The organism is Micromonospora sp. WMMC241, assembly GCF_027460165.1.
Lineage (GTDB): Bacteria > Actinomycetota > Actinomycetes > Mycobacteriales > Micromonosporaceae > Micromonospora > Micromonospora humi.
In genome coordinates, this window is record NZ_JAPZBF010000001.1 from 5,280,105 (window position 1) to 5,291,946 (window position 11,842).

General features: G+C 74.4%; 12 protein-coding genes. 6 read left to right on the forward strand and 6 right to left on the reverse strand.

What is annotated here, in order from left to right; translation table 11 throughout:
• Window positions 1-38 precede the first annotated feature (38 nt).
• Window positions 39-1,145, reverse strand: a complete 1,107-nt coding sequence (locus O7598_RS23835) for an FAD-dependent monooxygenase (protein WP_269693509.1) — start codon at window positions 1,143-1,145, stop codon at window positions 39-41.
• A gap of 222 nt (window positions 1,146-1,367) precedes the next feature.
• Here O7598_RS23835 and O7598_RS23840 point away from each other — a divergent pair, with 222 nt between their 5' ends.
• The gene (locus O7598_RS23840; RefSeq protein ID WP_269693510.1) at window positions 1,368-2,504 is read left to right on the forward strand and encodes a GH12 family glycosyl hydrolase domain-containing protein; all 1,137 of its coding nucleotides are present in this window, start codon (window positions 1,368-1,370) and stop codon (window positions 2,502-2,504) included.
• A 62-nt stretch (window positions 2,505-2,566) separates the two neighbouring features.
• Here the strand turns inward: O7598_RS23840 and O7598_RS23845 are convergent, their stop codons facing one another.
• Window positions 2,567-3,349, reverse strand: coding sequence for an aldo/keto reductase (locus tag O7598_RS23845; protein ID WP_269693511.1), 783 nt, complete (start codon window positions 3,347-3,349; stop codon window positions 2,567-2,569).
• Between the two features lie 70 nt (window positions 3,350-3,419).
• Between O7598_RS23845 and O7598_RS23850 the strand changes: the two genes are divergently transcribed.
• Window positions 3,420-4,454, forward strand: a complete 1,035-nt coding sequence (locus tag O7598_RS23850; protein WP_269693512.1) for a DNA polymerase ligase N-terminal domain-containing protein — start codon at window positions 3,420-3,422, stop codon at window positions 4,452-4,454.
• 8 nt (window positions 4,455-4,462) lie between these two features.
• On the forward strand, window positions 4,463-5,626 hold the full coding sequence (locus O7598_RS23855) for a threonine synthase (RefSeq protein ID WP_269693513.1): 1,164 nt from the start codon (window positions 4,463-4,465) through the stop codon (window positions 5,624-5,626).
• Between the two features lie 58 nt (window positions 5,627-5,684).
• On the opposite strand, the gene O7598_RS23860 is transcribed toward O7598_RS23855, so the two are convergent.
• The 3 genes from O7598_RS23860 to O7598_RS23870 form a co-directional block, all read right to left on the reverse strand.
• Window positions 5,685-6,077: a cupin domain-containing protein gene (locus tag O7598_RS23860; protein WP_091063455.1), complete on the reverse strand. Its 393-nt coding sequence runs from the start codon at window positions 6,075-6,077 to the stop codon at window positions 5,685-5,687.
• A 244-nt stretch (window positions 6,078-6,321) separates the two neighbouring features.
• Window positions 6,322-6,726 carry a hypothetical protein gene (locus O7598_RS23865; protein WP_269693514.1) on the reverse strand — a complete coding sequence of 135 codons (405 nt, stop codon included), beginning with the start codon at window positions 6,724-6,726 and terminating at the stop codon, window positions 6,322-6,324.
• A 168-nt stretch (window positions 6,727-6,894) separates the two neighbouring features.
• Window positions 6,895-7,359: a septum formation initiator gene (locus O7598_RS23870; RefSeq protein ID WP_269693515.1), complete on the reverse strand. Its 465-nt coding sequence runs from the start codon at window positions 7,357-7,359 to the stop codon at window positions 6,895-6,897.
• Window positions 7,360-7,464: 105 nt separating this feature from the next.
• On the opposite strand from O7598_RS23870, the gene O7598_RS23875 reads away from it, so the two are divergent.
• The 3 genes from O7598_RS23875 (at window position 7,465) to O7598_RS23885 (ending at window position 10,352) form a co-directional block, all read left to right on the forward strand.
• Window positions 7,465-8,157 (forward strand): response regulator transcription factor, encoded by a 693-nt coding sequence (locus O7598_RS23875; protein WP_269693516.1) that lies wholly within the window; start codon window positions 7,465-7,467, stop codon window positions 8,155-8,157.
• Complete coding sequence (locus O7598_RS23880) at window positions 8,154-9,449, forward strand: sensor histidine kinase (RefSeq protein ID WP_269693517.1); 1,296 nt, start codon at window positions 8,154-8,156, stop codon at window positions 9,447-9,449. The genes O7598_RS23875 and O7598_RS23880 overlap by 4 nt, the downstream gene beginning before the upstream one ends.
• Window positions 9,450-9,728: 279 nt before the next feature.
• A complete protein-coding gene (locus tag O7598_RS23885; RefSeq protein WP_269693518.1) occupies window positions 9,729-10,352 on the forward strand; it encodes a PepSY domain-containing protein in 624 nt (207 codons plus the stop codon).
• Between the two features lie 52 nt (window positions 10,353-10,404).
• Here the strand turns inward: O7598_RS23885 and O7598_RS23890 are convergent, their stop codons facing one another.
• Window positions 10,405-11,745, reverse strand: a complete 1,341-nt coding sequence (locus O7598_RS23890) for a cellulose binding domain-containing protein (protein WP_269693519.1) — start codon at window positions 11,743-11,745, stop codon at window positions 10,405-10,407.
• Window positions 11,746-11,842: the final 97 nt, after the last annotated feature.

An 11,842-nucleotide genomic window follows, 5' to 3' on the forward strand; every position in this document is an offset into this window, starting at 1 on the left:
CCCGCCGCGTGGGGTGGGCGGCTACGATCTTCGACCCGCTACAGCGGACCGGTGAGGAGCCGGTAGTGCTCCCCGAAGATCCGCCCGCCGCGCCCGCGCAGCACCGGGTCGCGCAGCGCCGGCGGCACGTCGCGGGTGCGGTTGCGGTCCCGGGTCCGGTCCCGCACCCAGCGGGTACGCGGCCGGCGGCGACTCTCGTACGCGATCAGCGCGGCGTCGACGCTGCCGGCGGCGCGCAGCGACTCGGCGAGCACGACGGCGTCCTCCAGGGCCATCGCGGCGCCCTGGGAGAGGGTCGGCGCGACGGCGTGAGCGGCGTCACCGACCAGCAGCACCCGGCCGTGGAACCAGCGCCCCAGCTCGACCTCCTCGGTGCGCTCCACGTGCACCGTCTCCAGCGCGGCGAGCACCTCCGGCACCGGGCCGCCGTAGTGGCCGAACAGCTCGTGCAGCCGGGCCAGCGGGTCGGCCGGCAGGACGCTCCCGGCCTCGTCGGCACAGCAGTAGAGCCGGCCCGCGCCGAGCGGCACCACGAGGAAGCCGGCCCGCTGGCCGAGCAGTGCGGTCCAGTCGGCGACCCGCGGGCCGCCCTGCACCACGGCGCGGTAGACCACCTGCCCGGCGGCGCGCGGCGGGCCACCGAGCGCGGCCAGGGTGCGTACCGCGGAGCGGGGCCCGTCCGCGCCGACGACCAGGTCGTACTCCCCGCCGGTGCCGTCGGTGAAGCCGACCGCGACACCGCCGGGCAGCGGCTCGACGGTGCTCACCTCGGCACCGTGCCGGACCGCGCCGCCGGCCCCGGTGAGCAGGACCCGGTGCAGCTCGGCCCGGGGCAGGGCGCGGCACTCCCCCACGCCGGCCCAGAGCGCGTCGAGGTCCACCTCGCACAGCGGCGCACCGGCGGCGTCGAGGAAGCGCTGACGGTGGATCACCTCGCCGAGCGGCCGCAGCGGGCCGTCCAGGTCGAGCCGGCGCATCGCCCGGGCCGCGTTGCCGGGCAGGTAGAGGCCGCTGTCGGTGTGTTCGGTGGGTGGCAGCCGCTCGGTGACGTCGGGCCGGAACCCCGCCAGGCGCAGCGCCCGGGCCACGGCGAGGCCGGCGATGCCCGCGCCGACGACGAGGATGCGCAGGGGAGAACCACCCATCGTGGGGTACGCCTCCGGGAGGGGGTCGGAACGCGTCGGAGGCAAGACACTACTCGCCGCAATCAGGCGGCGGAAGTGCCCGCGGACCCCGTCCGCACCCTCCTTAACCGGTTCAGTTGCGCAATGGTTTCAAACATGTAAATGTGTTCTGGCCAACTTGGGAGCGCTCCCGCACGTACCCCCCGACAGTCCCGGCGCCCCCGCGCCGAACCAAGGAGCATCATGAAGCGTTCACTCAGAGCCCTCGCCGCGGCCGGCCTGCTGGCCGCCGGCAGCATCGTCGCCGTCGCGCTCGGCGGCACCGCTTCGGCCGACACGCAGATCTGCGAGCAGTACGGCTCCACCACCATCGGCGGCAAGTACGTGGTGCAGAACAACCGCTGGGGCACCAGCGCCCAGCAGTGCATCAACGTCACCTCGACCGGCTTCTCCATCACCCGGGCGGACGGCTCCGCGCCGACCAACGGGGCGCCGGTCTCCTACCCGTCGATCTTCGTGGGCTGCCACTACACCAACTGCTCGCCCGGCACGAACCTGCCGGTCCAGGTGAAGAACATCAGCAGCGCGCCGGCCAGCATCAGCTACAACTACGTCGGCGGCGCGATCTACGACGCCGCGTACGACATCTGGCTCGACCCGTCGCCCAAGAAGGACGGCGTGAACCAGATGGAGATCATGATCTGGCTCAACCGGCAGGGTTCCATCCAGCCCATCGGCTCCCCGGTCGGCAACGCCAGCATCGCCGGCCGGACCTGGGAGGTCTGGCGGGGCAGCAACGGCTCCAACAACGTCATCTCGTACGTGGCGCCGTCCGCGATCCCCAGCTTCAGCTTCGACGCGATGGCGTTCATCAACGACACCCGCAACCGGGGCGCGATCACCAACGACTGGTACCTGACCAGCATCCAGGCCGGCTTCGAGCCGTGGCAGGGCGGCGTCGGCCTGGCGGTGAACTCGTTCTCGCAGAGCGTCAACACCGGCAGCAACCCGCCGCCCACCAGCACGCCGCCGACCACCACGCCGCCGCCCTCGGGCAACACGGCCTGCACCGTGACCTACAAGGCGACGAACGTGTGGAACAACGGCTTCACCGCCGAGGTGACGGTGAAGAACACCGGCAACAGCACGATCAACGGCTGGACGCTCAACTACAACCTGCCCTCCGGGCAGAACGTGACGAGCGCGTGGAACGCCACCGTGACGCAGAGCGGCTCGGCGGTGACCGCGCGGAACGTCGCCTACAACGGCACCCTGTCCCCGGGAGCCTCGACCAACTTCGGCTACCAGGCCACGCTGAACGGCAGCTTCTCCGCGCCGAGCAGCTTCACCCTCAACGGCGCCACCTGCGCCCGAGGCTGACCAGCCGGACGGGAAGGGGCGCGGTCCGCACCGGACCGCGCCCCTTCTTCGCGTACGCGGCGTCAGCCGCCGAGCGCGTCGATGTCGCGCATCTCCTCGGCGGTCAGCGAGAACCCGAACACGTCGGCGTTGGCCCGGATCCGCTCCGGCGTGACCGACTTCGGGATCACCACGATCTCGTGGTCGACGTGCCAGCGCAGCACCACCTGCGCGGGCGAGACGTCGTGCGCCTGGGCGATACGGACCAGCACCGGGTCGGAGAGGTCGCTGGTCTTGAACGGGCTGTAGCCCTCCAGCGCCACCCCCCGGTCCCGGTGGGCGACGTGCGTCTGCCGGTCGTACAGCGACGGGCTCCACCGGATCTGGTTGATCGCGGGCGTCTCCTCGGTGGCCTGGATCAGCTCGTCGAGCTGCGCGATCGAGTAGTTGCTCACGCCGACCGTGCGAGCCAGGTTCTCGTCCCGGGCGGCGAGCATCTCGCGCCACACCGGGATGCTGTCGCCGGGCGCGGACGGCGGCCAGTGCACCAGCCACAGGTCGACGTACTCGGTGTCCAGCGCGTCGAGGCTCGCCTCGATGGTCTCCCGTTCCCGGCCGACCCGGTCCGGGGGCAGCTTGGTGGTGATGAAGAGGTCCTCCCGGCGCAGCCCGCTCTCCTTGACCGCGCGCCCGACCTCCTTCTCGTTGCCGTACATGGTGGCGGTGTCGAGGTGGCGGTAGCCGGCGTCCAGCGCGGCGAGCACGGCCTGGTAGCCGTCCTCGCCGGTGGCCTGCCAGGTGCCGAAGCCGAGCAGCGGGATCCGGACGTCGCCGGTGAGCGGGAGGGTGGGCTGGTCGAGGTCCATGCCGACGGTTCTACCCCTGATCGCCGCCGCCATGCCGGCGCTCGGGCCGGGCATGCCGGAGAATACGGGCGTGGCGGACCGGCTGGAGGACTACCGGCGCAAGCGGGACGCGGCGCGTACCCCGGAACCGGTGCCGGCGGGGGCGCCGCGCCGGAAGCGGACGGCGGGGCGCGCGCCCCGCTTCGTGATCCAGCAGCACCATGCTCGGAGCCTGCACTGGGATCTGCGACTGGAGCACGACGGCGTGCTGGCCTCCTGGGCGGTCCCCCGTGGGCTGCCCCGCGACCCGGGCCGCAACCACCTGGCCGTGCACACCGAGGACCACCCGATGGAATACCTGACGTTCTCCGGGGAGATCCCGGCCGGGGAGTACGGCGGCGGGCGGATGATCGTCCACGACACCGGCACCTACCGCGCGGAGAAGTGGCGCGACGACGAGGTGATCGTGGTGCTGGACGGCGAGCGCACGAAGGGCCGCTACGTCCTGTTCGCCACCGGCGGCCGGGGCCGGGACTGGATGGTCCGACGCACCGACCCGGCGCCGCCGGGCTGGACGCCCATGCCGGAGCTGATCCGCCCGATGCGGCCCGCCGAGGGCGGGCGGCTGCCGCGCGACGCCGACGCCTGGGGGTACGAACCGCGCTGGACCGGCGTACGGGCGATGGCGTACGTCTCCGGCGGCCGGCTGCGGCTGCGCGACGGCGACGACGCGGACGTCACCGGGGCGTACCCCTGGTTGCGGGCCATGGCCGAGGAACTGGCGCCCACCGAGGTGGTGCTGGACGGGGTGCTGGTGCGGATCGACCCGGCCGGGCGGCTCCACCCGCCGACCCGGCGCGACGGCCAGTTCCTCGCCGTCGACCTGCTCTGGCTGGAGGGCGTGACCAGCCTCGACGTGCCGTACGCGCAACGCCGCGAGCTGCTCGACTCGCTGGCGCTCGCCGGCCCGCACTGGCAGACTCCGCCGTGGTTCCCGGGAGTCGGCGCGGACGCCCTGCGGGCCGCCCGTGAGCAGGGGCTCCCGGGAGTGGTGGCGAAGCGCCTCGACTCGGAGTACGAACCGGGCCGGCGCAGCCGGCACTGGCTGAGCATCGACGCGAGCTGAGGACCACCGTGCACCTGACGCACCTGGAGTGCCCGCGCTGCGGCCTGGACCACCCGGCCGACAAACCGCAGAACCTGTGCGGGTGCGGGTCCCCGCTGCTGGCCCGCTACGACCTGGCGGCGGTGGCCGCCACGACGACCCCGGAGCAGTTCGGGCTCCGCCCGGCCGACCTGTGGCGCTACCGGGAGCTGCTGCCGGTGGCCGATCCCCGGTTCGTCACCACGCTGGGCGAGGGCTGGACGCCGCTGTGGCACGCCCCGGCGTACGGCCACGAGATCGGCGTGGACGAGCTGATCGTCAAGGACGAGGGGCTGACGCCGACCGGGTCGTTCAAGGCCCGGGGCGCGGCGGTCGGCGTGAGCCGGGCCCGGGAGCTGGGCGTCGAGCGGATCGCCATGCCGACGAACGGCAACGCCGGTGCGGCCTGGGCAACGTACGCGGCCCGGGCCGGGATGGGCGCGACGATCGCCATGCCGCTGGCCGCGCCGACCATCTGCCGGCAGGAGTGCCTCGCCGCCGGGGCGGACCTGCGGCTGATCGACGGTTTGATCAACGACGCCGGCCGGGAGATCGCGGCGCTGGTGGCCGCGTCCGGCGGGCGGGTCTTCGACGCCGGCACGCTGCGCGAGCCCTACCGCCTGGAGGGCAAGAAGACGATGGGGTACGAGATCGTCGAGCAGCTCGGCTGGCAGGTGCCCGACGTGATCATTTATCCGACCGGCGGCGGTGTCGGGCTGATCGGTATCCACAAGGCGCTGCACGAGCTGCGCGAGCTGGGCTGGGTGGAGGACCGGCTGCCCCGGCTGGTGGCGGTGCAGTCGACCGGCTGCGCGCCGATCGTGCGGGCGTTCGCGGCCGGGGAGTCGCGGGCCACCCCGTGGGCGGACGCGCAGACCGTCGCGTTCGGCATCACCGTCCCCGCCCCGCTCGGTGACGAGCTGATCCTGGACGCGTTGCGGGAGAGTTCCGGCACCGCGATCGCGGTGGACGACGCGGAGATCCTCGCCGACCTGCGCGACTTCGCCGCCCGGGAAGGGCTGCTGCTGTGCCCGGAGGGCGCGGCCTGCCTGACCGCGGCCCGGCACCTGCGCGCCGGCGGGTGGATCCGGCCCGGGGAGCGGGTCGTCGTGCTGAACACCGGCGCCGGCATCAAGTACCCCGGCCTGGTGTAAGGAGGGGCCCCCGCTTAACGCCTGAGGCATAGAAGGGGCCCCTTCTCACCACGCGCACTCAGGACGTGGGCGGCTCGTCCTCGCCGGCCTCCTCGGCGGCGTCCGCCTCCTCCTTCGTCTTGTGCACCGCGCCGTCGGCGTGCTCCGGCGGGCCGTAGACGGTGTAGAGCACCAGCGGGTTCGGCCCGGTGTTGACGAAGTTGTGCTTCGTGCCGGACGGCACGACCACCAGGTCGCCGGCGACGACGTCCTTCTTCTCCCCGGCCACGCGCGCCTCGCCGGTGCCGCTGACGAAGGTGAGGATCTGGTCGATGCCCTCGTGGACCTCCTCGCCGATCTCGCCGCCCGGCGGAATGGTCATGATGACCAGCTGCGTGTGCTCACCGGTCCAGAGCACGCGGCGGAAGTCGGGACTCTTCTCGGCGACGGTCGCGATCGTGAAATGCTCCATGGCCCGCTCATACCCCGTTCGCGCGCCCGCCACGCCGGGAGTGGCAGATGGTGGAATTCCCCACCCGGTCCGGGTTTGACCGCGCCCGGAAGGGGCATCTGCAGGCGACAAGACCGGTGCGGCTGGACCGGTCGAGCCAGGTCCCCGCTGACGTACCGCCGTACGGCTGCGCCGGTGGGAGACGGCCAGAGCGCGGCGACGCTTCGACCTCCGGGTCGTGCGGCGCCGCGCGCTCGTGTGCCGGTCAGGCGAGCACCGCCAGGTGGAACGGGCGGTCCACGTGCCCGCCGGCGGCGTGCGTCTCGACGAAGACCGCGTTCGCGATCCCGGCCCGCGGCGCCACCGTGATGACGCCCTGCTGCGCGAGCCCGCCGCCGGTGGCCGGGCCCACCGTCCCGACGTACGCCGCCCGGGCGACGTCCTGGTCGAAGGCGACCTGGTACATCCCGGCGGCGAGCCGGGTGGACGAGGTGGCGCCGAGGCCACGGACGAGGGTGCCGTTCGCGTCGACCACGGCGAACAGCACGCGCGCGGTGGCCGGCAGCCCGGCCGCCGAACACGAGTCGATCTCGGTGTCGACGCGCGCGGCCTCGGGTGCGCTCGGAGCGGGCTGGCCGGTCAGTCCCCTCCTCGGTCTGGGGCTGGCCATGGTGGTCCTCTCTCCCACCGGTACGCCGGCAGGAGGCGTTCGTGGTGCGTCCCGGCGATCAGCGGCGATCACTCTCCTTGCTACCGAAGCTATGCCGCGCCACCGCCCGGCAACCAGCGGCAGGACTGTCCGATCACTGACAGTAAGCGCCTCTGAGCTGCGGAAACGTCAGTCGTTCGAGTCCCTGACCGGCACCGCGTCGCGGCAGCGCAGTCGAAGCTCGTACTCCTGCACGGCGCCGACGAAGCGCACCTCGACGTGATCGTCGGGCCCGGGCTCGGCATCCTTCGTCCGATAGCCGGGCGCCGGGGACCAGGTCACCACGCGCACGCCGTCGGGTCCGCACTCGGCGAGCACGCTGCCGCCGGCCGTCACGAAGCCGCGCCGGGCGCCGGTCGACGCCGGGGTGCCCGACGCCGCGCCGGTCGGCGTCGCGGCCGGGCTCGCGTCCGCGCCGCTCGGCCCCGGCTCGGGTACGGCGAGCGCGCGTGCCACGTCCTGTTCGGTGCGTACCCCGCCGGCCGTGCCGGTGATGTCCGCGCCCACCAGGTCGACGGCGGCGAGCCCGACGAGCGTCGCCGCGGCGGTCGTGGCCAGCCAGCCGGTGACGGCGAGGAGGGTACGGCGGTCCATGCCCCCGAGTGTGCCCCGCGATCGGGTCGGCCGGCTCCTAGGGCGACGCTAAGGTCCGGTTAAGAGACCCGGCCACCCGTCCGGGCAGGGGCTATCGTGCCTTGCGTGGCGCGCCTGCTGCTCATCGAGGACGACCTGACCATCCGCACCCCACTGCTGCGCGCCCTCCGGGATTACGGGCACGCGGTGGCCGCGGCGTCCACCGCGCTGGACGGGCTGCGTGACGCCCTGGACGACCGGCCCGACCTCGTCGTGCTCGACCTCGGACTGCCCGATCTGGACGGTGGCGAGCTGCTGCGGATGCTGCGCGCGGTGAGCGCGGTACCGGTGGTGGTGGCGACCGCCCGCGACGACGAGGTCGAGATCGTGCGCCTGCTCGACGCCGGCGCCGACGACTACCTGGTGAAGCCGTTCACCGCCGCGCAACTCGACGCGCGGGTCCGCGCGGTGCTGCGCCGCTCGGCCGCCGGCGGCGCGACGGAGACCGCGCTCGTCGTCGGCGGACTGCGGATCGACCCGCGGGCCCGTCAGGTGACGCTCGACGGCGTTCCGGTGGAGCTGACCCCCCGCGAGTTCGACCTGTTGCACCACCTCGCCGGCCGCCCCGGGCAGGTCGTCACCAAGCGGGAACTGCTCACCGAGGTGTGGCGGATCCCGTACGGCGGGGCCGACAAGACGGTCGACGTGCACCTGTCCTGGCTGCGCCGCAAGCTCGGCGAGAACGCCCAGGCGCCGCGCTACCTGCACACCGTACGCGGGATCGGGGTTCGGCTCGACGTGCCGGGACGGGACCGGTGAGGGGCCGGCTGACGCTGCTGGTCGCGGCGGTCGGCGTGCTCGTCATGGTCGCGTTCCTGGTGCCGCTGGCCGTGCTGGTGCGCACCGTCGCCGCGGACCGTGCCACCGCCCGGGCCACCGCCGACGTGCAGCGGCTGGTGGCGGTGGTCGGCACCGCCGCGCCGGAGACCGTCCGGCTGACCGTGGACCAGTTCGCCACCGACACCGGCCGCGAGGTGACCGTCTTCCTCGCCGACGGCACGGTGCTCGGCGCGCGGGCGGCCCGTACCCCCGCCGTCGTCCTGGCCGCGCGCGGGCAGAGCCTGACCGTGGAGTCGGCCGCCGGGCGGGAGGTGGTGGTGGCGGTGCAGGGCCGGCCGGAGGGCACCGGAGTGATCCGCACGGTCGTGCCGCCGGCCGAGCTGAGCGCCGGCGTGACCCGCGCCTGGCTGGTGCTGGCGCTGCTCGGCGCGCTGCTCGTGGTGGTCGGCCTGGTGGTCGCCGACCGTCTGGCCGGCGCGCTGGTGCGGCCGATCGCGGCGTTGTCGGCGGTCTCCCACCGGCTGGCGAACGCGGAGCTGGACGCCCGCGTCGAACCGGCCGGCCCGGCCGAGCTGCGGGAGGTCGCAGGCGCGTTGAACCACCTCGCCGGACGGATCCAGGTCCTGCTGCGGGAGGAGCGCGAGCAGGTGGCCGACCTGTCGCACCGGCTGCGTACCCCGTTGACGGCGCTCCGGCTGGAGGCCGAGTCGTTGCGCGACCCGGACGACGCCGCCCGCCTGACCGCCGCGGTGGACGGCCTGGAGCGGGCGGTGACCGGCGTGATCCGCCGGGCCCGGTGGCGCAGCGCGGCCGCCGCCGAGGGCAGTTGCGACGCCGCCGTCGTCGTCGGCGAGCGGGTGACGTTCTGGTCGGTGCTCGCGGAGGACACCGGCCGGACCGTGACGCTCGACCTCGCCCCCGGCCCGCTGCCGGTCCGGCTCGGCGGCGACGAGCTGGCCGCCGCCGTGGACGCGTTGCTGGGCAACGTGTTCGCCCACACGCCGGACGGCACCCCGTTCACGGTGCGCCTGGCGGCGGAGGCGGACGAGGTGGCGCTGACCGTGGCGGACGCCGGCCCGGGGCTACCGCCGGGGCCGGTGCGGCGGGGCGTCAGCCGGGCCGGGTCGACCGGGCTGGGCCTGGACATCGCCGAGCGGGCGGCCGGCGCGGGCGGTGGCCGGCTGGAGCTGTCGACCGGTGCCGGCGGCGGGGCCCGCGTGGTGCTCCGGCTCGCCGCCGGCCCACCCGCGCGTCCCGCCGTGAACGCCTGACACCCGGGCGACCTCTGCGCTGCGCGATCGCCCGGGTGAGGCGTGGGTGGAACGCCACGGGTGTCTGCGGTGCCCTGACGCACCCATGACGTTCCACTCGCGGGCCGGGTCGCGGGTGGGTGGAACGCCACGGGTGTCTGCGGTGCGCGTCCGGCCAGGTTCCCGGGTGGCATGTCTGGTTCGCGCAGCCGCCTTAACCCGGCGTTGGCGTTCGGCTAGCGCGGCGCTGACCGGCCGGCGCGCATCGTCGTGGACAGGAATCGAGGAAAGGTGACGACGATGCGACGTACTTCCCTGATGCTGGCGGCGGCCGGTGGCGTGGCCGTGTTGGCGGTGACCGGCGCGGCGCTCGGCGTGGTCGCGGCGGACCAGTCGAGCGGACGTTCCGCCCCGGCCGCCGTGACGGTGGAGGACAACCCGGCCCGGGCCGCCGGCGACGACTCGGCCGGGCCGACGTCCGGCGAGGACAACCCGGCCCGGTCGGCGGACGGCAGCGAGGACGACCCGGCCCGTTCGACGGCCGACGACGCCGCGGCTCCGGCGGCCGTCAGCGGCGAGGACAACCCGGCCCGGCTGGGCCGAGACGACGACGGCACGGGCACCGCCCCGCCGGCCGGCCGGACGGTGAGCCGGCAGCGGGCCGCCGAGGTGGCGCTGGCCCGGGCCGGAGGCGGAAGGGTCACCGAGGTCGAGGCGGAGACCGAGCACGGCCGTCCGGCGTGGAGCGTCAAGGTCGTGCGCGACGGACGGCGGCACGAGATCAAGGTCGACCGGAGCACCGGGGCGGTGCTGGAGGCCGAGCGGCAGCGGGCCGGCACGGACGACCGGGGCGGACGCGACGACCGGGGCGGACGCGACGACCGGGGCGACGACCACGGCCGCGGTCGCGGCGACGACGACTGACGTGGCGACCGGAGGGCCGGGTGCGGAGACTCCGCGCCCGGCCCTCCGGTTTTCACCGCAGCGTGCAGCGCAGCTCGGCCGGCGGCTGGTTGTCGCCGGAGGCGACCAGGCCCCAACTGGTGACGCCACCGGCGGCCAGCGCCCCGTTCCAGGCGGCGTTCGTGGCGGTGACCCGCGCGCCGGACTGGGTCGCGCCCGCGTTCCACGCGTTCACCAGCCGCTGTCCGCCGGCGAAGACGACCTCGCTGCTCCAGCCGGTGGCGGCGGCCGTGCCGGTGTTGCGGACGGTCACCTCGGCCTGGAAGCCGCCCGCCCACGCGCCGGTGACCGCCCAGGTCGCCGTGCAGCCCGCGCCGGACGGCGGCGGCGTGCCGGTGGGCGTCGGGCTGGGCGACACCGTCGGGCTGGGCGAGCCGGTCGGGCTGGGCGAGGCCGTCGGTGACGCCGTCGAGCCGTCCGCAGTGGTGTAGGTGACCGGCGTGTACGCGGCCGAGCAGGTGCCGCCGCACGAGGCCGGCAGCCCGAACCGGTACACCCGGCCACCGTTGACCAGCGCGCCGGTGACGTCGCGCACCCGGATCTGGAAGTCCGTGCCGCCCGCGGTGGTGGCGCCCAGGATGTACGACTGGCCCATGTCGCTGTTCATGGTGGCGGCCCGCCACACCCCGTCGGCCAGGTACTCCACCCCGTGGATGCCGTTGGCCAGGTGGGAGACCGCGATGGCCGGCCAGTAGCGTTGCGCGCCCCGCAGGAACGCGATCCGGATGTCTCCGGAGTAGTCCGGCGCGGGCACGAACGACCAGGACACCCGCCGGTTGTTCCAGTGATTCGGGTAGAGGTCCCCGACCGGGACGCCGGCGCGCGCGAACCGGTTCAGCGAGCCGGTGGACAGGTCCAGGTGGTTGCGGTCGTCCCGGCACCAGGCGTTGCCGTCGCCGCAGGAGTCGGCGACCACCATGGTGAGCGTGGCGCCGTTGTAGCCGTCGGCGACCCACGATCCGTTGCGGCAGAACGGCTGCCCCGGCGCGCCGTCGTTCGTGCCGGTGCAGCGGTCGCCGATGGTCACCCGAACGAACCGGCCGCAGTTGAGGCCGTTGTTCCACAGGCCGATCCGGTCCGCCTGGGCCGGCGGCAGCGGCCGGACCGGATAGGACGTGTAGTCGCCGGGCAGGTCGTAGACGTTGAGCGCGACGAAGTCCGGTGAGTCCAGTTCGGACTGCGGCAGGCCGCAGCCGCCGTACGGGGAGCCGAGACCGTCGAAGTGGGTGGCGTTGCCGGTCACCGGCGCGGGCGGGTCGTCGACCGCGAGCGCGGGCAGTTGACCGGCGACGAGCAACGCGGCCGCGCCGGCGGCCAGGGCCGCGACGAGCCGGAGGCGGGACTGCGGGGTCATGGGATCGGCCTTCCGGGTGGGCCGACCCGGGCACGGGGCGGCTCAGGGGTGGTCATGGTTGCCCGTCCATGCCCGGCCGTGCCCGCGGAGACCATGC

Coding starts and splice junctions, on each gene's coding strand:
- O7598_RS23835 (WP_269693509.1), bottom strand. CDS start 1,145: ATGGGTGGTTCTCCCCTGCGCATCCTCGTCGTCGGCGCGGGCATCGCC.
- O7598_RS23845 (WP_269693511.1), bottom strand. CDS start 3,349: ATGGACCTCGACCAGCCCACCCTCCCGCTCACCGGCGACGTCCGGATC.
- O7598_RS23865 (WP_269693514.1), bottom strand. CDS start 6,726: ATGGCCAGCCCCAGACCGAGGAGGGGACTGACCGGCCAGCCCGCTCCG.
- O7598_RS23890 (WP_269693519.1), bottom strand. CDS start 11,745: ATGACCCCGCAGTCCCGCCTCCGGCTCGTCGCGGCCCTGGCCGCCGGC.
- O7598_RS23840 (WP_269693510.1), top strand. CDS start 1,368: ATGAAGCGTTCACTCAGAGCCCTCGCCGCGGCCGGCCTGCTGGCCGCC.
- O7598_RS23870 (WP_269693515.1), bottom strand. CDS start 7,359: ATGGACCGCCGTACCCTCCTCGCCGTCACCGGCTGGCTGGCCACGACC.
- O7598_RS23885 (WP_269693518.1), top strand. CDS start 9,729: ATGCGACGTACTTCCCTGATGCTGGCGGCGGCCGGTGGCGTGGCCGTG.
- O7598_RS23860 (WP_091063455.1), bottom strand. CDS start 6,077: ATGGAGCATTTCACGATCGCGACCGTCGCCGAGAAGAGTCCCGACTTC.